The following is a 21,034-nucleotide window of genomic DNA, read 5'->3' as shown; positions in this document are numbered from 1 at the left end:
CCGGCGCCTCAGGGCGCCGGCGCGGCCTTCTGATCCAGCAGGGCCACCGCCTCGCGGATATAGTCGGCATGGACGACCACCCCGATCCCCAGCCGTTCTTCCTGCACGATGACTTCCTGGGTCAGCACCCCGGCGACATAGGGATGGATCGGTTTCTCGACATCCGCCTGCCGCTGCACGGTCGGGGTCCAGAACACCGGACCGCCCGAGTTGCCGGGGAAGACGGCGAAGTCGAGCAGGAAGGTCGGAAAGGCGCTGATCGGCGTCAGCGGCCAGGAGGCGATCCGACCCACCCGCAGGATCGGGAACCCGGCCCGGTTGGCCGACAGGCCGCGCGGAAAGCCCAACGACAGCATGTCGTCGCCCGGCCCGACCTCAGCCGCATCGAACGTGTCCTTGTCGGCCAGCCAGGCCATCGGGATGGCGGCGCGGGCGAAGGCCTCGGGCGCCGTGATCTCCATCACCGCCACATCACGGTCTTCCGGCTTGGTCCAAAGCGGATCGGACGCCGTATCGCGGATCGTCAGCGGCTGGGGATCGAACCGCCACCCGCCGTCGGGCAGTTCCGTTCGCCAACCGATCCGCGCGTCGGCGTCCGGCATTCGGCTCAGAACATGGTCGGCCGTCACCAGGACGATGCGCGGCGTGCCGTCCGGCCGGGGCGCGTTCAGCAGAAAACCGGTCCCCACCGTCCGCGTCCCGTCTCCGGTGGGCTGGTCAATCTGAACCGTCGCGTTGATCAGCGATACCGTCAGGTCCCACGCAGGACGGCGTTCGGTCTGCGCCGCCTCGACATAGGGCGTCGGCTGAGTCTGAAGGTCGAACATCAATGGAAAGCACTTCCCCGGCTTTTCTTCATTTGACGTCGGCCATAGGCCACGCACAAGCTCCGGTCATCCGAATAAAGGGGGCCTAGCCTATGAACCGTCGCCAGTTGATCCTTTCCACGGCCGCGACAGCCGCCGCTGCGGCCTCCCCCGCCTTTGCCCCCGCTTTTGCTATGCCCGCCAAACCTGCCGGAACCTCGATGCCTCAACCTCCTGTCGCCAAGAAGATCCCCTTCGTCATCGAACAGCTGGGGCGCACCCGGACCGACGACTATCATTGGATGAAGGACGACAACTGGCAGGCCGTGCTGAAAGATCCGACCCTGATCAAGGCCGAGGTCAAGGAGCATCTGACCGCCGAAAACGCCTACCGCGAAGCCATGATGGGCTCCACCGTGCCGTTGCAGGAGGCGATGTTCGCGGAGATGCGCGGCCGCATCAAGGAAGACGACAGCTCCGTTCCCGCCGCCGACGGCGATTGGAATTACTTCGTCGAGTACCGCACGGGCGACCAGCATCCCCGTTACATGCGGGTCGAACGCCAGGGCGCATGGATGGTGAACGGTCAGCCGGTGACGAAAAACTTCGTCGTGGCCCCCACGCCCCAACTGCTTCTGGACGCCAACGAACTGGCGAAGGGCAAGGCCTATTCCGAAGTCTCGGCCGCCTCTCACAGCCCCGACCACGCCCTGTTCGCCTATGCCGAGGACGCCCAGGGGTCCGAGGTGCACAAGATCTATGTGAAGGACCTCTCGACCGGCGCCGTCCTGCCCGACCCCATCGAGAATTCGAACGGCGACTTCACCTTCTCGCCCGACAGCCAGTGGATCTTCTGGACCAACCGCGACGACAACGGACGGCCGGACAAGATCTTCCGCCGCCCCGCACGCGGCGGCGAGACGACCCTGGTCTATCAGGAAGAAGACGACGGCATGTTCATCGGCGTCGGCCGCACCGCCGACGACCAGTTCATCGTCATCAGCATCCAGAATCAGGAGACCTCCGAGGCCCGCTACATCCCCGCATCCACCCCGACAGCAACGCCGGTGGTGCTGGAACCGCGCGTGGTGGCCATCCGCTACGACGTCGATCACTGGGGCGACCGCTGGGTGATCCGGACCAACGCCGACGACGCCATCGACTTCAAGATCGCCCAGGCGCCAACCGCGACCCCGTCCAAGGCCCATTGGACCGATCTGGTCCCGCACACGCCCGGCCGCTACATCGAAGGCCTGGACCTGACCAAGGACCACCTGGCTCGCCAGGAACGCGCCGACGCCAATACCCGCATCATCATCCGCGACCGCGCCGGCGCCGAGCACGAGATCGCCGTCGACGAACCCGCCTTCGCCCTGTCGCTGTCCGGCGCCTCCGAGTTCGAGACGACGAATACGCGCTACAGCTACAACTCACCGTCCACCCCGACCCAGACCTTCGACTACGACATGGCGACGCGTGAGCGGACCCTGCGCAAGACCCAGCAGATCCCGTCCGGCCACAATATCGCGGACTATGTCGTCGAACGTCTGAACGCCCCGGCGTCGGATGGACAGCTGGTGCCGGTCACGGTGCTGCGTCGCAAGTCGACGCCCGTCGATGGTTCGGCGCCCCTGCTGCTCTACGGCTACGGCTCCTACGGCATCCCCATGCCCGCCAGCTTCTCGACCAACCGCCTTTCGCTCGTGGATCGCGGCTGGATCTACGCCATCGCCCATATCCGGGGCGGTTCGGACAAGGGCTGGGGCTGGTTTCTGGACGCCCGCCGGATGACGAAGAAGAACACCTTCACCGACTTCATCGCCGCCGCCGAACACCTGATCGCGGGCAAATATGTCGCCGCCGGGAATATCGTCGCCCAGGGCGGATCCGCCGGCGGTCTGCTGATGGGCGCCGTCAACAACATGCGGCCCGACCTGTGGGCCGGCGTCATCGGCCAGGTGCCCTTCGTCGATGTCATCAACACCATGAGCGACACCTCCCTGCCGCTGACGCCGCCGGAATGGCCCGAGTGGGGCAATCCGATCGAGGACCCGGAGGCCTACGATTATATGATGAGCTACAGTCCCTATGATCAGGTAGGCCCGAAAGCCTATCCGGCCATCCTGGCGACCGGCGGCCTGTCAGACCCCCGCGTCACCTATTGGGAGCCTGAGAAGTGGGTCGCCAAACTGCGGCCCGCGACCACTTCGGGCAAGCCGGTCCTGCTGAAGATCAATATGGAGGCCGGTCACGGCGGCGCGGCCGGCCGGTTCGACTATCTGAAGGAAGTCGCCCACGACTACGCCTTCGCCGTCTGGGCCGTCGAGAAGGGCTGGGAGGCCGCCTGATTTCCGTTCCCGAAATCCGCCTGGCGACGGACGATGATTGGCCGGATCTCTGGCCGATCATCGAAGGCGTGACCCGCGCCGGCGACAGCTACGCCTATCCGCTCGACATGAGCGAGACGGTCGCCAGGGCCCTCTGGACGCCGCCCCAGCCCGGCGGCGTCCTGGTCGCCGTCGAAGACGGCCGGGTGATCGGCGCCGCCAAGATCGTCCCCAACCGCCCCGGCAACGGCGCCCATGTCGCCAACGGCAGCTTCATGGTCGCCCCGGAGGCCCGTGGTCGCGGCGTCGCCCGGCGTCTGGGCGAAGCCGCGCTTGCCTTCGCCCGCGAGGCCGGCTTCCGGTCGATGCAGTTCAACGCGGTGGTCGAGACCAACGCCATCGCCGTCGCCCTATGGAAGTCACTCGGCTTCGAGATCCTCGCCACAGTCCCCGAAGCCTTCGACCATCCCGCGCACGGTCTGGTCGGCCTCCACCTAATGTATCGACGCCTATAGCCCGTCAGTCGCGCGACTGGAGCCGCGCCGCCAGGCTGGAAGTGTCCCACCGATTGCCGCCCATGGCCTGCACCTCGGCGTAGAACTGGTCGACCAGGGCGGTCACGGCGAGACGCGCGCCGTTCGACCGCGCCTCGTCCAGCACAAGCCCCAAATCCTTGCGCATCCAGTCGACGGCGAAGCCGAACTCGAACTCGCCCTTGGCCGCCGTCTTCCAGCGGTTGTCCATCTGCCAGCTCTGGGCCGCCCCCTTGGACACCGCGTCGAAGGCGGCGTCGGTGTCCAGGCCCGCGACCTGGGCGAAATGCACCGCCTCGGCCAGACCCTGGACCACGCCGGCGATGGCGATCTGATTGACCATCTTGGTCAACTGCCCCGACCCCGCAGGCCCCATGTGCTTGATCGCCTTCGAATAGGCCTTCAGCGCCGGCTCCGCCCTGGCCAGGGCCCCGGCGTCGCCGCCGGCCATGACGCTGAGCTGGCCGTTCTCGGCCCCGGCCTGACCGCCGGACACCGGGGCGTCGACGAAAGCCCGTCTCTGCTGCGCAGCCAGTTCGGCCATCTCGCGCGCCAGCTTGGCGGAGGTCGTGGTGTGATCGACGATCACCGCCCCCTCGGCCAGATGCGGCAAGGCCTCGGTCACGACCGACCGCACATCCTCGTCATTACCGACGCACAGGATGAACAGTTCGACGCCTTGGGCCGCCTCAGCGACGGTCTCGCCGAACCGCCCCCCCGTCGCCTCGGCCCAGGTCTGCGCCTTGGCGGTCGTGCGGTTGAAGCCGACGACATCATGGCCGGCCTGCACCAGATGACGCGCCATCGGGGCGCCCATGACGCCCAGGCCGGCGAATGCGATCTTCATGACAGGCTCCTTGGTTCAGCCCGGACTAGGCCGCGTCGGGCGGGCGTTCAAGCCGCTCGCCTCGGATCAACGCGCGGTTAACCTTGGCGCCCCACATTGGGACAGGAAATTCCCGGGGTGCGTCCATGTCCGTGAGCGATCGTCCGATCCTCATCAAGAAGGTCAAGAAGGTGTCCGGCGGCGGCCACCACGGCGGCGCCTGGAAGGTGGCCTATGCGGACTTCGTGACCGCCATGATGGCCTTCTTCCTGCTGATGTGGCTGATCAACACGACCGATCCAGAGCAAAAGCGCGGCATCGCCGACTATTTCGCCCCGGCCAGCGTGTCCGAGACCACGTCTGGATCCGGCGGCATCCTGGGCGGCACCGCCCTGGGCGACGACGGCCCCAAGAGCTCGGGCTCTCAATCCGTGATCGAACAACTCGCGCCCGAAGCGCCAGCAGACGCCAGCACGGCCGGCGCCACCTCGGACCTGTCATCCGCCAGCGAGGCCGCGCTCCAGGCCGAGATCCAGAAGCGCGAGGCCGCCGAATTCGCCAGCGCCGCCGAATCCCTGCGCCAGGCCATGCAGTCGATGCCGGAACTGGCCGAGCTGTCGAAACAGCTGATCGTCGACCAGACGCCCGAAGGATTGCGCATCCAACTGGTCGATCAGGAGGGCCGCTCGATGTTCGACAACAACTCGGGTCGGCCGAACGCGCGCGCCCAGGTCCTGCTGCGCGCCGTGGCCAAGGTCATCAACCAACTGCCGAACCGCATCTCCATCACCGGCCACACCAGCGCAACGCCCGGCTCCAACCGCGCCAGCGCCCCCGCTGACTGGGCCCTTTCCTCGGAACGCGCCAACGGGTCTCGACTGGTGCTCCAGAACGCCGGCGTAGACCCCGACCGGGTCTATTCGGTCGCCGGCAAGGCGGGTTCCGACCCCCTCTACCCCGACGACCCCACGCTGCAAGGCAATCGCCGTATCGCCATCGTCCTGTTGCGAGAGGCGCCGGTCCTGCCGATGGACACCTCGCTGTGATCGTGGGCGGCTGTGGCGCCCAGGCGCTTGCGGCCGGGCCGTCAATGACGGCAAATCCAGGCATGAGCCTTCGACCGTCGCATTTTTGGCCCGTTCGGGTGCGGACATAGAGCCGTGACCCAGCACGTTCCGACACGACAACTCCGGTTCTTCATGACCTCGGTCGCGCCGTGTCCCTATCTGCCGGGCAAGACCGAACGAAAAGTCTTCGCCAACCTGCCCTTCTCCGACGGCGCCCACGTCAATGACGAACTAACTCTGGCCGGCTTCCGCCGCAGCCAGAACATCGCCTATCGCCCGGCTTGCGAAGCCTGCGACGCCTGCGTCTCCGTCCGGCTTCCCGTGCCCGAGTTCGCCTTCAGCCGGTCCCAGCGCAAGGTCCTGTCGCGTAACGCCGACCTGTCGCGCGATCTGGTCGAGGCCGAGGCCACGACCGAACAGTTTCAGCTGCTGCGCCGCTATCTGACCACCCGTCACCCGACCGGCGGCATGAGCGACATGGGCTGGCTCGACTATGTCGCCATGGTCGAGGACACCGCCGTCCGCACCCACCTGATCGAATATCGTCTGGCCTCCGACGACGGCGGCCCCGGCGACCTGGTCGCCGTCACCCTGACGGACCTGCTGAAGGACGGTCTGTCGATGGTTTACAGCTTCTACGACCCCAGCCTCGACCGCCGCAGCCTGGGCCGGTTCGCCATCCTGGACCATATCCGCCAGGCGGCCCAGGTCGGCCTGCCCTATGTCTATCTGGGCTACTGGGTCCGGGGCTCGGAGAAGATGGACTACAAGGCCGACTTCCGCCCCATGGAAGTGCTCGGCAAGCTGGGCTGGTCGCGGCTGGAGGACTAGCCGAACCGCCTTCTCCCTCCCCGTCCGGGGAGGGGCGTCGCGCAGCAACGGGGTGGGGGCGGCCCGGCAGGGGGCGCGCCATCGGAGCAAGCGATGTATCGCCCGGCCCTTCCCACCCGGCTTCGGCTACGCCTCCGCCCCCCTCCGCCGCAGGGTGTGGGAGAGGCCAACCCTACCTGAACTTCCGAAGGCCTCGCGGCCCCTGACGTCCGGCCCCGGCGCGCTTGCCCAGCCAGTCCTTCCAGTCCGGCCAATTGCGACGCCGTCCGCCGCCGTCGGCCCATTCCGGCCCCTGTTCGGCGTTGAACACGGTGACGTCGGCCAGCCCGCCCTGTTTGAAGCCTTGCAGCCGCACCCCCTTGCCGCGCCCCATCTCGGGCAGTTCGGCCAAGGGGAAGACCAGGGTCTTGATGTTCTCGCCTATCGTCGCGACGTGGTCGGCCGTCGGCGTCTGCAGAATCCGCAACATGGCCAGCATGTCGCCGTTCAGCACCTGTTTGCCGCCCCGCTTCTGGGCCAGGGTGTCGTCTTCCGGCGCGATAAAGCCATAGCCGGCCTTCGACGCGATCAGCAGCTTCCCGCCCGGTTGGTGCGCCAGGACATTGATGATCTCGGCCTTCTCGTCCAGATCGATCATCAGGCGCAGCGGCTCGCCATGCCCGCGACCGGACGCCAGCTTGTCCGCCCCGATGGTGAAGATCCGCCCGTCCGACGCCCCGACCAGCAGCTTGTCGGTCGTATAGGCCGGCACCAGATAGGCCAGTTGGTCGCCTTCCTTGAACTTCAGCTCCGACGGATCCTCCACCTTGCCCTTGGCGGCGCGGATCCAGCCCCGTTCCGACAGGATGACGGTGATCGCCTCGCGGGGAATAAAGGCCTCGGGCGCCACGAAGGCCGACGAATCCACGGCCTCGGCGATGGTCGTCCGGCGCGGCGAGATCAGCGCCTTGCGCACCGCCTCCAGCTCCTTAGAGATCGCCTTCCACTGCTTGCCCTCTGACGAGGTCAGGGCCTGAAGGTTCGCCAGTTCCTCCGAAAGCTCCTTGAACTCCTTCTCGATCGTCATCTCTTCCAGACGCGCCAACTGACGCAGCCGGGTGTCGAGGATGAAGTCGGCCTGGACTTCGGTCAGGCCGAACCGCGCGATCAGGACGGCCTTGGGCTGTTCCTCCTCGCGGACGATCCGGATCACCTCATCCAGGTTCAGGAAGACGACCCGCAGGCCTTCAAGCAGGTGCAGCCGCTTCTCGACCCGCGCGATCCGCCATTGCGAGCGGCGGTTCAGAACCTCGCGCCGGTGATCCAGGAAGGCGCGCAGACAGGGCTTCAACCCCATGACGCGCGGCGTGCCGTCGGCGTCCAGCACGTTCATGTTGATCGGGAAGCGGACTTCCAGGTCCGACAGCTTGAACAGGCTCTCCATCAGCATCTCGGGCTCGATGGTGCGGTTCTTGGGCTCGAGGATCAGGCGGATGTCTTCCGCCGACTCGTCGCGCACGTCACCCAGCAGCGGCGCCTTCTTGTGCTCGATCAGGTCCGCCAGCGCTTCGATCAGGCGCGACTTCTGCACCTGGTACGGCATCTCGGTGACGATGATCCGCCACACGCCACGCCCAAGGTCCTCGGTCTCCCAGCGCGCCCGCAACCGCACCCCGCCCCGGCCCGTCTCATAGGCGTCCAGGATCGAAGCGTGGCCCTCCACGGCGACCCCGCCGGTTGGGAAGTCCGGTCCGGGCACCAGTTGCACCAGCTCGGCCGTCGTCGTCTCGGGCCGGTCCAGCAACATCTGGCAGGCGTCAATCAGTTCGCCGACATTGTGCGGCGGGATCGAGGTGGCCATGCCCACGGCGATGCCCGACGAGCCGTTGGCCAGCAGGTTGGGGAAACCGGCCGGCAGAACGATCGGCTCCTCGTCCTGATCGTCATAGGTGGCGCGGAAATCGACCGAATCCTGATCGATCCCGTCCAGCAGCAGCACGGCCGCCGGCGTCAGCTTGCACTCGGTATAGCGCATGGCTGCGGCGCTATCGCCGTCGATATTGCCGAAATTCCCCTGCCCGTCGACCAGCGGATAGCGCTGGGCGAAATCCTGGGCCAGGCGCACCAGGGCTTCATAGATCGAGGCGTCGCCGTGCGGGTGGTATCCGCCCATCACCTCGCCGACGACCTTAGCGCATTTGCGCGCGGCCGCCTGCGGGTTCAGCCGCATCTGGTGCATGGCGTACAGGATGCGCCGGTGCACGGGTTTGAACCCGTCCCGAACATCGGGAAGGGCGCGGTTGGTGATGGTCGACAGGGCGTAGGCCAGATAGCGACGGCTGAGGGCCGTCTCCATAGGCTCGTCGATGATACGGCCGCCTTCCGGCGGCGGAGCGTGGATCGTCATGGGCCAGCGAATCGGGGATCGGAAGCGCGAAGTCTAGCCCGTTCGAGACAAGACAGGGCGTCTATCTGTGGGAGATCGTGCGCCAAAGGGTAACCGAACGCCTCTCCGCTTCGTATGTGAGTGACACCCGTCACGTCAGGCCCGCCTTCATGATCCTGTTCCTGCTCTCCTATCTCGCTGGCGCCCTGACCATTGTCAGCCCCTGTATCCTGCCGGTCCTGCCCTTCGTCTTCGCCCGCGCCGGCCGGCCGTTCGTCCGCAACGGCCTGCCCCTGCTGGTCGGCATGGCCGTCACCTTCGCCGGCGTAGCGACCCTGGCGGCCCTGGGCGGGGGCTGGGCCGTGCGCGCCAATGAGGTCGGTCGCTGGATCGCGCTTGCGGTCATGGCCGTCCTGGGGCTCAGCCTGCTTGTGCCCTCCATCGGCGATCGGCTGATGCGGCCGTTTGTGGCGGCCGGTTCCTGGCTGACCGATCGCGTCGAGCGCCGCTCTGCAGACCAGGGCGACGTCCGCGCCTCCCTGTTGCTGGGCGTAGCCACCGGCCTGCTGTGGGCGCCCTGCGCAGGCCCCATCCTGGGCGTCATCCTGACCGGCGCGGCCCTGCAAGGCGCGGGCGTCGGCTCGACCGTGCTGTTGCTGGCCTATGCGGCGGGTGCCGCCACCTCCTTGGCGTTGGCCCTGCTGGTCGGCGGACGAGTGTTCAAGGCCATGAAGGGCGCGCTGGGCGTCGGCGAATGGGTGCGGCGCGGCCTGGGCGCCTTGGTGCTGATTGGCGTGGTCGCCATCGGCCTGGGCCTGGACACGGGCCTGCTGACCCGAATTTCGGCCGGAAGCACCGGGCGACTGGAACAGGCGCTGCTCAGCAGCATCGGTCGAGGCATGCCCACGAACGCAGCGCCGACGGACCTGGCCAATCTGCCGGTGGAGGGCCGGTTGCCCGCATTTACCGGCGCCACCACCTGGATCAACTCCCCGCCCCTGACGCCGCAACAACTGCGCGGCAAGGTCGTGGTCGTCGACTTCTGGACCTACTCCTGCATCAACTGCCTGCGCGCCCTGCCCTACGTCCGGGCCTGGGCCGAGAAGTACAAGGACCAGGGACTGGTCGTGATCGGCGTCCACACGCCCGAATTCGCTTTCGAGAAGTCCGAGGCCAATGTCCGCGACGCCGTCCGCCGCCTCGGCGTCGACTATCCGGTCGCCATGGACAACGACTTCGCCATCTGGCGCGCCTTCAAGAACCAGTACTGGCCGGCCCACTATTTCATCGACGCCCAGGGGCGCATCCGCCACCACCATTTCGGCGAAGGCGACTACGACGGATCCGAACGGGTGATCCAGCAACTGCTCAAGGAGGCGGGCGCTGCGAACGTCGCCGCGGACGTGGTCAAGGTGCAGGCCCAGGGCGCCGAGGCCGCCGCCGACATGGGCCAGCTCGGCTCGCCCGAAACCTACGTCGGCTACGCCCGCGCCGAGAATTTCCGCTCGCCCGGCGGTTTCGCCCGGGATGCCATCAAGACCTATGCCGCCAGTCCGCTGGCCCTCAACGACTGGAGCCTGACCGGCGCGTGGCGCGTGACCCGCGAACACGCCGAACTGACGGCGGCCGACGGCCGGATCGCGTTCCGCTTCAAGGCCCGCGATCTTCATCTGGTCATGGCGCCCAGCGCCGCCGGCTCAGCGCCGAGGTTCCGCGTCCTGATCGACGGCCAGGCGCCGGGGGCCGCCGCCGGGTCCGACATCGACGCCCAGGGCATGGGACGCATCGACGGGCAGCGCCTGTACCAGCTGGTGCGGCAATCCGGCCCGATCCGCGAACGCACCTTCGAGATCGAGTTCCTCGATCCCGGCGCCCAGGTCTTCGCCTTCACCTTCGGCTAGATATCCAGCAGAAGCCGCAGCTGTTTGCGGGCCAACTGGCGACGCTTTCTGACCAGTTCGCGGCTGATGTTCAGATGGGCGGCGATCTGCTCGTCGCTCCAGTCGTCCAGATGAAGCTTTAGCGGCTCGACCAGGCTCGCCGGCAGGGCCCTCATCGCCCGTCCCCAGGCGGCGTCGCTCTCCTGCTGAGACAAGACATCCTCCGGCGAGGGCTCAGCCGCAGCCCAGGCGGCCGCCGACGGCGGCGGCAGATCATCGTCCTCGGTCTTGATCGGAACCCGACTGGCGTTCTGGCGATGCTGGTCCATGCAGGTGTTGTGCAGGATCCGCACCAACCAGGCGCCCGGGTTCTGGATCGGTTGTCGCTCGAAGGCCTGGGCGGCCCGGACCATGGCGGCGCTCAGCGCATCCTCGGCGTCGGCGCGATTGCCGCCGCTGAGGCGAAGGCTCCGTTGCCGCAGAACGGTCTGATGCGCCATCCACACCGCCCAGAAATGATCCAGCGCGGGCCTCCGGTCCAGGGACTGCGCGATGACCTCGGCAGGCGTCACAGACCGCCCACGCCCTCCTCCGCCCGCCCTGGCCAGAACCTCCACCGGCGAGGGCGAACGCCGCGATGGTCCATAGGCTCTAGACGGACGCGCGGGCCCGGCCACAGGCTCCGCAGAATTCGCCTGTTCGCCCTTCTCCGCATTCCAATCTGGAAACAGCGGGACGATGGTCATGGCGTCATTCCCCTTCCCGTGAAGAAGACCGCCAAGCCTGAACAGGCTCGATCCCCGGCCTCCGTCTCCCCCTGGGCGGTTGTCCGAAGGCCATTGCAAACACGGCCACAGCCCACCCATGCAACCTAGACGGGCGTTTTCGCTTTTTGTGAAGGCTGGACGAGCAATCTAAGTAAATGCCCTTGTCTCCTTGGCCTTGAGAACCCGCGACAATGGCCGGACGCCCGCGTGTGAGCGACGCATACAGGGGGTTGGCGCGACCGGCGGAATCTTCTCCACAGCCTATCGTGCAGTATGGTCGGTCTTTCTCGGAAAAGGCCGCTTGACGCGATGGGTCAGCCCGCCTAAACGACGCCCCTCGCCGGGGCGCACAGTCGCTTCGGCCGGGAAACGCGGGTGTAGCTCAGTTGGTTAGAGTGCCGGCCTGTCACGCCGGAGGTCGCGGGTTCGAGCCCCGTCACTCGCGCCACTCTTTCTAGAAATAGACAGAGTGGCGCTACCGCCTTCCCTCTCTAAGTTTTCGAAACAACTCAAAAGTTTCGACGCAGATAACGCGGGTGTAGCTCAGTTGGTTAGAGTGCCGGCCTGTCACGCCGGAGGTCGCGGGTTCGAGCCCCGTCACTCGCGCCACTTCTTACAGACAAAGAAGTGGCGCGCCCCCGCTCTCTGACGGGCGGAAGACATCGCCTCATTTCCTGGATTTTCGCGCCGGCCTCAGTGGACGGCGAAGGCCTCGTCAGGCTGCACGAAAGCGGCTTCGCCCGTCAGCTCGCCATAGACCATGCACAGGTCCTCGAAGACCCGATTCCAGGCGAACTGGTTGACGGCCTTTTCCCGCGCGGCCCGGCCGATGGCTTCGATGTCCCGCGCAAACAGGGCTTCGACCGCCTCGGCATAGGCGCCGGCCTCGGCGCTGGCCGCCAACTGCCCCACCGACTCATCGACCGTCTCGGCCACGCCGCCGGCGTTGACCCCGACCACGGGACGACCACAGGCCATGGCCTCCAGCACGATCAGGCCGAAGGGCTCCTTGTCGTTAGCGTGCACGAAGGCGTCGCAGCTGGCGATGATCCGGGCCACCGCTTTCGGATCCTTCTCATAGGGCATCGAAATCACCCGATCCTCGTCCGGCATGCCCGACCCGGCGCCGACCAGCACCAGATGATAGGGCGCGCCCAGCTTCTGGACGGCTTCGATGAGGATATCGACGTTCTTCTCCTTGGCCGGCCGACCGGCGAAGCAGAGCAGCCGGGCGTCCTCGCCCAGGCCGAGTTGCTTCAACAGCCATTGGCGGTCGCGACGCTCAGGCCGGAAGGTGTCTATCTCGACGCCCAGCGGCCGGATGACGATATTGTTCACCCCCGCTTCTTCCAGACGCCTCGCAATGAATCGGCTCGGCGAAACCACCCGGTCGAACTGGGAGAACAGACGGGCCCAGCGCTTTTCGACCGGCTTCTTGGCCCATTCGCCGAAATGCAGGGCCGCCAGGCTAGCCGGATCGGAGTGACAAAACCCCACGACGGGGCATCCGACCCGCTGTCCGGCTTCCAGGGCGCCCTGGCCGGGCGTGTAGGGGTCGCCAGCCTCGATAATCGACGGCTTCATCGCCGCTACCCAGGCGCTCCAGCGCTTCACCGAACTGGGCCAGCGATAGCCGTCCCCGAAAGGCAGTTTCGTCGCCCGCAGTTGCACGATCCCGTCAGCCCGCGCCTTGTGCCGCGCCCCCGGCACGATCAGCGAATGACTGACCCCCGGCCGGTTGGCCTCGATCCAGGCCTTCTTCGACAGCAGATAGCGTTTCACCCCGCCGGAACGCGGCGCATACAACATGGTGCTGTCCACCAGCCGGGGCCGATCATCCATCGCCGCCAGCTTCAGCGCCCGGAGGGTGTCCGCGACTTCGACGTCCAGTCCGGGAATCAGCCGGAGTTCGCTTTCGTGAACGTCGAGGTCGGTCAGTGTCATGAAGAGGTTCTCGTCTGGTCTGGGCTCGCCAACGCCGAAGGGCGTGGATTGGATGCGTCGTCGTGAAACGCGTTTGACCATGCTTCCGCCCCTAGACCCCGGCGTGGCAAAGCTCAATAGCCGCGTCGGAAATCCTTCCGCACCCGCCGCAACGCCCCGCAAAACGGGACGTTTCACAAGGCTTCACGCCTGACGCTGAACCGCAACATGCTGAACACGGCCTTGCATTCGCCTCAAATTCGATAAAGTTGAGCAAGGTTGGCGTCGATCCTGTAATGGACCGCCTTGTTCGTGATCGCGTGGCCACCAGGGGTTTTCTTCCGAATGCGTATTCTGCTCGCGACCGCTGTAGCGATCGCTCCCTTGCTGGCTGTGACGGGCGCTCAGGCTGAGGTCGTCGTCTCGACTGCTCGCACCACGCCGATCCAGACCTCCAACGCCACCGGCACGGCGGCCGACAACGTTCGGATCGCCAGCGGCGGCTCGATCGCCGTAACCTCCGGCGCCGCGATGACGCTGAATTCGAACAATACGCTGGACGTCGATAGCGGCGGCTCCATCACCATGGCCAAGTCGGCCGATGGCGCGACCGGCATTCTCATCAACGGCGGAAACACCGGATCGCTCGCCATGGGCGGCTCGATCTCCATCACCGATTCGCTCGAAGACGCGGATTACAAGGACACAGACGGCGACGGCGATATCGACGGGCCTTTTGCGACCGGAACGGGCCGCTATGGCGTGCGCGTCGCCGGCCCCTCCGCCTTCACCGGCAACATCACCCTTGAACCGACCAGCGCGATCACCGTCGAGGGGAACAACAGCTACGGCCTGGCGGTCGAGACAGACCTGAACGGCCGGCTGCAAAGCCTCAGCACGGTCCGCGTGTTGGGCGACGGCACGGTCGGCCTTCGCACCACGGGCGCAGTGTCGGGCAATGTCGATCTGGCCGGCTCGATCACCGCGACGGGCGCAGGCGCGACCGGGGTGTCGATCGAAGGCGACGTGGGCGGCGCGCTGAAGATTCACTCGGCCGTGACCACGACCGGCTATCGCTACACCACCGCGCCGTCCGCAAAACCGACATCGGGAACGGTGTCGGAGTCCGCCCTCTATCTCGAGGACCTCGACGCCGACGACCTGCTGCAAGGCGGCCCGGCCGTCCGGGTGGCCGCAGACATCAACGGCGGCGTGCTGCTGGACACCGGTCCGACCTACGGCTCTGCCGGCATCGAAGGCGATGACGACGCCGACGGCGTCAAGAACGGCGACGAAGACAACGACGGCGACGGCGTCAAGAACCGTGACGACACCGATCGCGACGGCGACGGCATTCTGGACAGCAGCGAGACGACCGCGTCCCTGACCTCGCTGGGCGGCGCTCCCGCCCTCCTGATCGGCTCGGCGACCAACACTGTCACCCTGGGCGCTGTCGGCACAGGCGACGCCGCCTACGGCCTGATCAACCGAGGAGCCATAAGCGGCTCAGGCGTCTATGCCGGCATTGAAGCGCGCGCCTTGCAGTTGGGCGTGACCGGCGGCCAGGCCGTCACCGTCGCCGGCGGCGTCAGGAACGAAGGCACAATCTCCGCCTCTGCATCCAAGGCCGATGCGACCGCCGTCTGGGTCGGCGCCAATGTCAGCGCCCCTGCCCTCTCCAACACCGGCACGATCCAGGCCGGCGGCTCCGGTAATACGGCAACGACCGCGACCGGGGTGCTGATCGGGGCCGGCGCCAATGTCGCCTCCGTGACCAACACGGGCCTCATCACCTCGGCCTTCACCGGCAATCACGGCGACGCCGTGGCCGTTCGGGACGCGTCGGGAAGCGTGACCCAGTTCACCAACGCCGGCACGATCGCAGTCGGCAGAACCCAGGACACGACCGACACCACGGCGGTGGACGGCGACGCCATAGCCGTCGACCTGTCGGCCAACACCACCGGGGTGGTCTTCCGTCAGTACGGCATAGCCGCCGCCGCTGGCAGCACAGCGACCGACACCGACAAGGACGGCGTGCCCGACAGCGCTGAACCCGCGATGGTCGGCGCGATCCGGCTTGGCTCGGGCGGCGACACCCTGAACGTCGAGAACGGCACCATCATCGGCGACATCTCGTTTGGCGGCGGCGCCGACACGATGAACATCACCGGCGGCGCCGCGATTTCCGGCGCGATCACCAATGCGGCCGGGCTGTCGCTCAATGTGACGAACGGCTCCCTGTTCGCCAACCAGACCACAGCCACCAATATCTCCAGTCTGAACGTCGGGGCGGACGGAACCCTGGTGCTCACCGTTGATCCGGCGGCGAACAAGGCCGGCGGGTTCAATGTCAGCGGCGCGGCCAATATCGCGACCGGCGCCGCACTGGGCGTCCGCTTCGCCACCCTGCTGCAAGACCCGGCACGCTTCGACGTCATCACCGCGGGTTCGCTGACCGTCGGGACGATCGACCAGACCCTGCTGGGCGAGAACTCGCCCTACCTCTATGTCGTCTCGGCCGGGACCGACACCGCCGCTGGGAAGGTCTATATCGACGCCCGCCGTCGCACCGCCCAGGAAGCCGGGCTGATCCCGGTCGAGGCTTCGGCGTTCGACGCGGTCTACGCCGCCCTCGGCGACAATACGACGCTGCAGAACCTGTTCCTCAGCCAGACGACCCGCGAGGACTTCTCCAACGTCTATGAGCAGATGCTCCCCGATCACTCGGGCGGTCCGCTGATGTCCCTGTCGGCTGGCGTCGACGCCGTGACGCGCGCCCTGACGGGCCGCAACGCCTCCGCCGCTCCGGGCGAAACCAGCGCCTGGGTCCAGGAGATCAACTTCTACGCCGACAAGGACAAGACCGATTCCTACGGCTTCCGTTCGGAAGGCTTCGGCGTCGCCGGCGGCGTCGAAAAGGGCTCCAGCATGGGGGCCTTCGGCGTCACGGCCGCCTTCACCTCGTCCGACATCGAGGATCCTGAAGCTGAGGCCGAGGAAATCCTGTCCGCCAATCTGCTGGAACTGGGTCTCTACTGGCGCGCCCAGGGCCAGTACTGGACGACCTGGGCCCGCGCAGCCGGCGGCTACGCCAGCTTCAGCGCCGACCGCTCCCTGGTCGCTGACGGCGTCTATCTGAACAATACCTCCGACTGGCACGGCTGGACCGCCGCTGCGGCCGGCGGCGCCTCGTATGAACGCAACTACGGCCGCCTGAACGTGCGCCCCGAAGTCTATGCCGAGTTCTTCCACCTGTCGGAAGGCTCCCGCACCGAAAGCGGCGGCGGCGACGGCTTCGACCTCGACATCGATTCGCGCGACAGCCACATCTTCTCCGCTGTTGCGGCGATGAATGTGGGCTACGGCTTTGGCCGCGACGGCTGGATCCGCCCCGAACTGCGCATCGGCTATCGTCAAAATCTCTCGGTCGACGCCGGCGAGACCATCGCCCGCTTCGCCAGCGGCGGGCCGGACTTCACCCTGTCGCCCGACTCGGTCGAGGGCGGCGGTCTGATCCTCGGTTTCCGCCTGAACCTGGGCAACGACCTGGGCATGCTGTCCCTGACCGGGGACGCCGAACTGCTCGAGGACTATGTCCGCTATTCGCTTCTGCTGCGGGCCAGCTTCCGCTTCTGATCGGAAGCCGTCCTGAGCTAACGACAAAAGGCCGTCGGAGCGATCCGGCGGCCTTTTCATTTGACGCTCGTCGGCTGAAAGCCGGCTCGCTCTGCGACCTTAAGCCTTAGCCGTCGCGTCTGGCGCCTCCGCCTTGCTCCGTTCGATCATGGCGCAGATGGCCAGATCCAGCTGCCGGGTCACCTCGCGGGCGATGATCTTCTGCAAGGCTTCGACAATCTCGATGCTGACCTGGGCCGACGGCCCCATCTCGGCGCGTCGCATGTCTTCCGGCATGGCGGCCAGCCGCTGTTCGGCCACGGCCCGCTTCAGCACGGTGCGTTGATCGGCGAAACTGTCGACCACCGAATGCTTCTGCTCCGAGATGGAATCATACAGGTGGCGGCCCGCCGCGCCATGGGCGTCGCTCACGTCTTGTCTCCCTTGGTCTCGGGCTCCACGCCCAGCGCCCGCGTCACCTGGGCCTGCAACTGAGAGAGCATGCCCTCGGTGAACTTCTGAACCTCGGCGCTGGCCGCCGCCTGGTTCGGCGCCTGGCCCTGGACCTGCGCCTTCATCAGGTCAGGCATCTGTTTGGCGGCCATGCTGAACATCTCGACGACCATGCGTTGCGCCGCCAGGACGACGGGATCCTTGACGGGTTCTGGCGTCCCCGGCTCAGCCGGCGCTGCGGGCTGTTCTTCGGCCATGGCAAGCCCCCTTTTCCGGCTCATTCCTTGTCCGACGAAGCCGGGACGAGCGAGACCTTCTCGACCAGTTCGCCCGCCTCGATATCCGCCAGCAGCGCCTTGGCCTTGTCCATCTCGGCGGCCGCCAGGGGCGCATAGGGATCGGCCAGCATCGGCTCCTGAATGCGATAAAGCAGCGCGACCACCCTCTGTGCGGCGTCGCGCAACTCCTGGTACCGCGCCTGACTGTCTTCCAGTCGCTCAGCATTCGACAGGTCGGCGGCGGCGTTCAGCCACGCCTCGGTGTCGGCCCGCGTCTCCCGCTCCAGCGCCTGGGCCTCTTCAACAACAGCCTCGGCTTCGCTGGTCTTCAACACCGTCAAACTGGACATGGCATGCTCCTTGGTTCTGGGTTCAGCTTCTAGGGAAGGTCTGGACGGCCTTGGTGACGGACTCCGCCGCCAGCCCCGCAGCGATGGGCGCCGCGAACGAACTGACCAGGGCCATGGCGTAGGCGATCAGGGCCGGCTCGTTCATCCCGCCCGAGGCCAGCATCATCGCCATGGCCTTGCCCTGGACGGTGGTGCTGATCGACAGGACATTGCGCTGGTAATCGGCGGCGTCCTGGACCGACAGGGCGGCGGCCTGGGTGGCCTTGTCATAGGCGATGACGCCCCCGGCCGAGACCCGCGTGGAGCTGGCCGGCGTGCCCTCGTCCAGGGTCGCGAATCCCAGCGCCCAGTTGGTCGAGGTCTGGACGGCGTCCTTAATCTGGCTGTTGACGGCATCGGTCACGGCAGAGCGGCTTTCTCTTCAGGCCTGGCGCTTATTTCTGCGCCGCGTTCATGATCATGGTGACGGCGCTCGAGGTCACGGCGTTGCCGATCTGCTGCAGCCCGCCTTGCGCCTGTTGCGCATTCTGCATGGCCAGCGAGATCGAATGCGCCATGCTCTGATAGACCAGCGCCATGGACTGGGCCGGCGCTTCGCCCAGCACCTTGACGTTGGTCTGTGTGACCGCGTCGGTGACCTGCGAGTTGACGGGCGTGTCGGCGGCCATGGTTCAGATCCTGACGTTCTAGAGTTTCAGCAATTTAAGGGCGACAAGCAGGACAAGCGCGTTTTCCAGACTGTTCGATGCAGGCGCCTTGTGGGCGATCCGCGTGGTGGCCAGGGCCGAGACCATGCTGCCCATCTCATAGACCTGCATGACCCCCTGGTTGGTCGCCGCCTGGGCGCAGATCGACGCCTGGCGCTGCGCCTGGACCGCGTTCTCGAAGGCGATCGACATGGAATGGGCGGCGCTCTGGTAGATCGAGCCCATGGCGATGGTCGAGGCGGCGCCCAGGACCATCAGGTTTTGCTGCGTCACCGCATCGGTGATCTGGCTGTTGATGGGGGTCGGATAGGCCATGGCTCAGGCCGGAATTTCGAGGATTTTGGCGATCAGAGCGCCGACCGCGGCATTGTTGATCTGCTGCATCCCCCCCTGGGCCTGACTGGCGTTTTCGACCGACAGGCTGGTGGCGTGGGCCACGGCCTGAACCGAAATGGCCACGGCCTCGGCCGGGCCTTCACCCAGAACCTTGACGTTGGTCTGGGTGACGGCGTCGGTGATCTGCGAATTGACGGTGTCTGTCATGACGAAGCCCCCCTTTTCTTTCCTCAGGTGACGACCGGCGCGCCGTAAAAGGCCGACGGCGGGTCCTGGCGGACCTGGGACACGGCGTGCGCCGCCATCGCTGCAGGCGCGGCGAGACCGACGCCCACAGGCGGAGCCGCGCGCGGCGGCTGCATTTCCGCCAGACTGGCGGCGAGGTGGCGCGTCTGCAGCGTCGCCAGCTCCGCCGCATGATGGGTGGACGCCGCCAACCGGGCGGCGAAGGCGTCCGCCGAGGCCATGATGGTGATCAGGCTGGCCTGGCAGATGCCCGCCCCGGCGCACAGCAGCAGGGGCTCCTCGCGGCAGAAGTCGGGCTCCCGCCGGTCTTCGCGCTTCTCACGTCTCGTCTGCGGGCTCATTCGAACGCCTCCTCGCGACGCGGCCCCAGATCCGGCCAGGGGATCACGGACGGCTTGTCCATCAGGGCCTGAACGCAGTTCATGGTGGCGACCATGCCCAGGATATTGGTGGTCTGCTGATTGGCGACGGCGTTGTGGTACATCATGCCGCTGGCCTGATTGGCGGCCACCAGACTCTGCATCGCCGCGAAGCTCGGCCCCGAGCCGATGACGGTCAGCAGGGTGTTGGCTACCGCTTCCGCCGTCGGGGCGGTCGCCGGGTTCTTGCTGAGCTCAAGCATCAGCTTCATGACGTCCTCGAAGTCGCCCAGGCGCGCCGTTGAGCCTTCCGTGGCCTGGTCCGCCGGTTTGTCGGTCGTCTTCGCCTCGGCCATGGTCGTCCTCCAGGGGTGGGCGCGGCGGGCGCCAGCCTCCCGCCGCGGCAGTCAGGGATATCCGTCGTCGGCGTCAGGCTGCGGTCGCCCTCAGGGCGGTCAGCAGGGCCATCATGTTGTCGGGCGTGTCCGACTGGCCGATCTTGCTCGCGGCGACGGCGCCGGCCATGGTGTCGACGCTGTAGATCTGGATCACGCCCTGGTTGGTCGCGGCCTGGCCGGCGATGGCCAGCTGCTGCTGCGACGAGGTGGCGTTTTCGTAGAGAATGCCGGTCGAGTGGGCGAGCGACTGATAGATCGCGCCCATGGCCATGGCCGGGGCGTCGCCCAGCACCTTGACGTTGGCCTGGGTGACGGCGTCGGTGATCATGCCGTTGACGGGTGTCGGAAGCGCCATGTCTCAAATCCTTTGAATGAGGGTTGCAGCGAAAGTCAGGAAACGGCGGCGTGCGGCCCGACGGCGCGCAGCGCGGTCAACAGCGACAGCATGTTATCGGGCGTATCGGACTGGGCGATCTTCGAGGTCGCCACGGCGCCGGCCATGGTGTCGACGCTGTAGATCTGGATCACGCCCTGGTTGGTGGCGGCCTGGGCCGCGATCGCCAGCTGCTGCTGCGACGAGGTGGCGTTCTCGTAGAGGATGCCCGTGGAATGGGCGAGCGACTGATAGATGGCCCCCATGGCCATAGCCGGGGCGTCGCCTAGAACCTTCACATTCGCCTGGGTGACGGCGTCGGTGATCTGCCCGTTCACCGGTGTCGGAATAGCCATGAGTTGTCTCCTTACCCGTTGGATCGAGGCCCGCTGGAAGAAGATCGCCCGGCCCCGCTGAGGACGACCTCCACAGGTAAGACGTCCGACGCAGACGGATGTGAACTACTCTTGGTTGATTTTCTTTTTCCATGCTCGTTCACGGAGCGGGCCGCCCGCCGTCATCCCCTCGGGCGATCCAGGCGCAGGGTCATGGCTTCCCGCCCTGCCGAACAGACCGGGGAGGTGTCATCCA

Annotated in this window: 22 protein-coding genes and 2 tRNA genes; 8 read left to right on the top strand and 16 right to left on the bottom strand. The window is 66.7% G+C overall.

Annotated elements, in window-relative coordinates; all coding sequences use genetic code 11:
- Positions 1 to 8: 8 nt before the first annotated feature.
- Complete coding sequence (locus tag ACW170_RS11465; protein ID WP_492086800.1) at positions 9 to 827, bottom strand: trypsin-like serine peptidase; 819 nt, start codon at positions 825 to 827, stop codon at positions 9 to 11.
- A 92-nt stretch (positions 828 to 919) separates the two neighbouring features.
- On the opposite strand from ACW170_RS11465, the gene ACW170_RS11460 reads away from it, so the two are divergent.
- Positions 920 to 3,154, top strand: coding sequence for a S9 family peptidase (locus ACW170_RS11460; protein WP_492086798.1), 2,235 nt, complete (start codon positions 920 to 922; stop codon positions 3,152 to 3,154).
- A gap of 68 nt (positions 3,155 to 3,222) precedes the next feature.
- A complete protein-coding gene (locus tag ACW170_RS11455; RefSeq protein WP_492086797.1) occupies positions 3,223 to 3,648 on the top strand; it encodes a GNAT family N-acetyltransferase in 426 nt (141 codons plus the stop codon).
- A 4-nt stretch (positions 3,649 to 3,652) separates the two neighbouring features.
- On the opposite strand, the gene ACW170_RS11450 is transcribed toward ACW170_RS11455, so the two are convergent.
- Positions 3,653 to 4,513, bottom strand: coding sequence for an NAD(P)-dependent oxidoreductase (locus ACW170_RS11450; protein ID WP_492086795.1), 861 nt, complete (start codon positions 4,511 to 4,513; stop codon positions 3,653 to 3,655).
- A 125-nt stretch (positions 4,514 to 4,638) separates the two neighbouring features.
- On the opposite strand from ACW170_RS11450, the gene ACW170_RS11445 reads away from it, so the two are divergent.
- Together ACW170_RS11445 and ACW170_RS11440 are read left to right on the top strand one after the other, a co-directional pair.
- Positions 4,639 to 5,538, top strand: coding sequence for a flagellar motor protein MotB (locus ACW170_RS11445; RefSeq protein ID WP_492086794.1), 900 nt, complete (start codon positions 4,639 to 4,641; stop codon positions 5,536 to 5,538).
- Positions 5,539 to 5,652: 114 nt separating this feature from the next.
- Complete coding sequence (locus ACW170_RS11440) at positions 5,653 to 6,390, top strand: arginyltransferase (protein WP_492086793.1); 738 nt, start codon at positions 5,653 to 5,655, stop codon at positions 6,388 to 6,390.
- A gap of 172 nt (positions 6,391 to 6,562) precedes the next feature.
- Here ACW170_RS11440 and parC read toward each other — a convergent pair whose 3' ends face one another.
- Entirely contained in the window at positions 6,563 to 8,776 is a 2,214-nt protein-coding gene (gene parC / locus ACW170_RS11435) for a DNA topoisomerase IV subunit A (protein ID WP_492086792.1), read from the bottom strand.
- 149 nt (positions 8,777 to 8,925) lie between these two features.
- Here parC and ACW170_RS11430 point away from each other — a divergent pair, with 149 nt between their 5' ends.
- Positions 8,926 to 10,656, top strand: coding sequence for a cytochrome c biogenesis protein DipZ (locus tag ACW170_RS11430; protein WP_492086791.1), 1,731 nt, complete (start codon positions 8,926 to 8,928; stop codon positions 10,654 to 10,656).
- Here ACW170_RS11430 and ACW170_RS11425 read toward each other — a convergent pair.
- Positions 10,653 to 11,381 carry an RNA polymerase sigma factor gene (locus tag ACW170_RS11425; protein WP_492086790.1) on the bottom strand — a complete coding sequence of 243 codons (729 nt, stop codon included), beginning with the start codon at positions 11,379 to 11,381 and terminating at the stop codon, positions 10,653 to 10,655. The genes ACW170_RS11430 and ACW170_RS11425 overlap by 4 nt on opposite strands.
- A gap of 392 nt (positions 11,382 to 11,773) precedes the next feature.
- Between ACW170_RS11425 and ACW170_RS11420 the strand changes: the two genes are divergently transcribed.
- Positions 11,774 to 11,850 (top strand) — tRNA-Asp (locus ACW170_RS11420).
- An 84-nt stretch (positions 11,851 to 11,934) separates the two neighbouring features.
- Positions 11,935 to 12,011, top strand: a tRNA-Asp gene (locus ACW170_RS11415).
- Positions 12,012 to 12,095: 84 nt separating this feature from the next.
- Here the strand turns inward: ACW170_RS11415 and ACW170_RS11410 are convergent.
- Positions 12,096 to 13,346, bottom strand: a complete 1,251-nt coding sequence (locus tag ACW170_RS11410) for a glycosyltransferase (protein WP_492086789.1) — start codon at positions 13,344 to 13,346, stop codon at positions 12,096 to 12,098.
- Positions 13,347 to 13,670: 324 nt separating this feature from the next.
- Here ACW170_RS11410 and ACW170_RS11405 point away from each other — a divergent pair, with 324 nt between their 5' ends.
- On the top strand, positions 13,671 to 16,964 hold the full coding sequence (locus ACW170_RS11405) for an autotransporter outer membrane beta-barrel domain-containing protein (protein ID WP_492086788.1): 3,294 nt from the start codon (positions 13,671 to 13,673) through the stop codon (positions 16,962 to 16,964).
- A 99-nt stretch (positions 16,965 to 17,063) separates the two neighbouring features.
- Here ACW170_RS11405 and ACW170_RS11400 read toward each other — a convergent pair whose 3' ends face one another.
- From ACW170_RS11400 to ACW170_RS11350, 11 genes are all read right to left on the bottom strand, one after another.
- Positions 17,064 to 17,375 (bottom strand): hypothetical protein, encoded by a 312-nt coding sequence (locus ACW170_RS11400; protein ID WP_492086787.1) that lies wholly within the window; start codon positions 17,373 to 17,375, stop codon positions 17,064 to 17,066.
- Positions 17,372 to 17,653 carry a hypothetical protein gene (locus ACW170_RS11395; RefSeq protein ID WP_492086786.1) on the bottom strand — a complete coding sequence of 94 codons (282 nt, stop codon included), beginning with the start codon at positions 17,651 to 17,653 and terminating at the stop codon, positions 17,372 to 17,374. Before ACW170_RS11395 ends, ACW170_RS11400 begins: the two co-directional genes overlap by 4 nt.
- A gap of 20 nt (positions 17,654 to 17,673) precedes the next feature.
- Positions 17,674 to 18,024: a hypothetical protein gene (locus ACW170_RS11390; RefSeq protein WP_492086785.1), complete on the bottom strand. Its 351-nt coding sequence runs from the start codon at positions 18,022 to 18,024 to the stop codon at positions 17,674 to 17,676.
- Between the two features lie 22 nt (positions 18,025 to 18,046).
- On the bottom strand, positions 18,047 to 18,427 hold the full coding sequence (locus tag ACW170_RS11385) for a hypothetical protein (protein ID WP_492086784.1): 381 nt from the start codon (positions 18,425 to 18,427) through the stop codon (positions 18,047 to 18,049).
- Between the two features lie 31 nt (positions 18,428 to 18,458).
- Positions 18,459 to 18,692: a RebB family R body protein gene (locus ACW170_RS11380; protein ID WP_008262209.1), complete on the bottom strand. Its 234-nt coding sequence runs from the start codon at positions 18,690 to 18,692 to the stop codon at positions 18,459 to 18,461.
- Positions 18,693 to 18,710: 18 nt separating this feature from the next.
- The gene (locus tag ACW170_RS11375; RefSeq protein WP_492086783.1) at positions 18,711 to 19,046 is read right to left on the bottom strand and encodes a RebB family R body protein; all 336 of its coding nucleotides are present in this window, start codon (positions 19,044 to 19,046) and stop codon (positions 18,711 to 18,713) included.
- 3 nt (positions 19,047 to 19,049) lie between these two features.
- Entirely contained in the window at positions 19,050 to 19,274 is a 225-nt protein-coding gene (locus tag ACW170_RS11370; protein WP_267513027.1) for a RebB family R body protein, read from the bottom strand.
- Between the two features lie 23 nt (positions 19,275 to 19,297).
- A complete protein-coding gene (locus tag ACW170_RS11365; RefSeq protein WP_492086782.1) occupies positions 19,298 to 19,654 on the bottom strand; it encodes a hypothetical protein in 357 nt (118 codons plus the stop codon).
- Positions 19,651 to 20,028 (bottom strand): RebB family R body protein, encoded by a 378-nt coding sequence (locus ACW170_RS11360; RefSeq protein WP_492086781.1) that lies wholly within the window; start codon positions 20,026 to 20,028, stop codon positions 19,651 to 19,653. Before ACW170_RS11360 ends, ACW170_RS11365 begins: the two co-directional genes overlap by 4 nt.
- A 73-nt stretch (positions 20,029 to 20,101) precedes the next feature.
- Positions 20,102 to 20,425 carry a RebB family R body protein gene (locus tag ACW170_RS11355; protein WP_492086780.1) on the bottom strand — a complete coding sequence of 108 codons (324 nt, stop codon included), beginning with the start codon at positions 20,423 to 20,425 and terminating at the stop codon, positions 20,102 to 20,104.
- Positions 20,426 to 20,460: 35 nt separating this feature from the next.
- Positions 20,461 to 20,799 (bottom strand): RebB family R body protein, encoded by a 339-nt coding sequence (locus ACW170_RS11350; protein WP_267513023.1) that lies wholly within the window; start codon positions 20,797 to 20,799, stop codon positions 20,461 to 20,463.
- Positions 20,800 to 21,034 lie beyond the last annotated feature (235 nt).

The sequence above is a fragment of the Brevundimonas sp. FV2ps16 genome (assembly GCF_058681075.1).
The sequence above is the reverse complement of the archived record's forward strand: the minus strand, read 5'-3'. Positions and strand labels throughout refer to the sequence as shown.

Coding starts and splice junctions, on each gene's coding strand:
- ACW170_RS11465 (WP_492086800.1), bottom strand. CDS start 827: ATGTTCGACCTTCAGACTCAGCCGACGCCCTATGTCGAGGCGGCGCAG.
- ACW170_RS11365 (WP_492086782.1), bottom strand. CDS start 19,654: ATGAGCCCGCAGACGAGACGTGAGAAGCGCGAAGACCGGCGGGAGCCC.
- ACW170_RS11390 (WP_492086785.1), bottom strand. CDS start 18,024: ATGTCCAGTTTGACGGTGTTGAAGACCAGCGAAGCCGAGGCTGTTGTT.
- ACW170_RS11355 (WP_492086780.1), bottom strand. CDS start 20,425: ATGGCGCTTCCGACACCCGTCAACGGCATGATCACCGACGCCGTCACC.
- parC (WP_492086792.1), bottom strand. CDS start 8,776: ATGACGATCCACGCTCCGCCGCCGGAAGGCGGCCGTATCATCGACGAG.
- ACW170_RS11445 (WP_492086794.1), top strand. CDS start 4,639: ATGTCCGTGAGCGATCGTCCGATCCTCATCAAGAAGGTCAAGAAGGTG.
- ACW170_RS11405 (WP_492086788.1), top strand. CDS start 13,671: ATGCGTATTCTGCTCGCGACCGCTGTAGCGATCGCTCCCTTGCTGGCT.
- ACW170_RS11425 (WP_492086790.1), bottom strand. CDS start 11,381: ATGACCATCGTCCCGCTGTTTCCAGATTGGAATGCGGAGAAGGGCGAA.
- ACW170_RS11350 (WP_267513023.1), bottom strand. CDS start 20,799: ATGGCTATTCCGACACCGGTGAACGGGCAGATCACCGACGCCGTCACC.
- ACW170_RS11375 (WP_492086783.1), bottom strand. CDS start 19,046: ATGGCCTATCCGACCCCCATCAACAGCCAGATCACCGATGCGGTGACG.
- ACW170_RS11395 (WP_492086786.1), bottom strand. CDS start 17,653: ATGGCCGAAGAACAGCCCGCAGCGCCGGCTGAGCCGGGGACGCCAGAA.
- ACW170_RS11430 (WP_492086791.1), top strand. CDS start 8,926: ATGATCCTGTTCCTGCTCTCCTATCTCGCTGGCGCCCTGACCATTGTC.
- ACW170_RS11370 (WP_267513027.1), bottom strand. CDS start 19,274: ATGACAGACACCGTCAATTCGCAGATCACCGACGCCGTCACCCAGACC.
- ACW170_RS11450 (WP_492086795.1), bottom strand. CDS start 4,513: ATGAAGATCGCATTCGCCGGCCTGGGCGTCATGGGCGCCCCGATGGCG.
- ACW170_RS11380 (WP_008262209.1), bottom strand. CDS start 18,692: ATGGCCGCCGACACGCCCGTCAACTCGCAGGTCACCGACGCGGTCACA.
- ACW170_RS11360 (WP_492086781.1), bottom strand. CDS start 20,028: ATGGCCGAGGCGAAGACGACCGACAAACCGGCGGACCAGGCCACGGAA.
- ACW170_RS11410 (WP_492086789.1), bottom strand. CDS start 13,346: ATGACACTGACCGACCTCGACGTTCACGAAAGCGAACTCCGGCTGATT.
- ACW170_RS11460 (WP_492086798.1), top strand. CDS start 920: ATGAACCGTCGCCAGTTGATCCTTTCCACGGCCGCGACAGCCGCCGCT.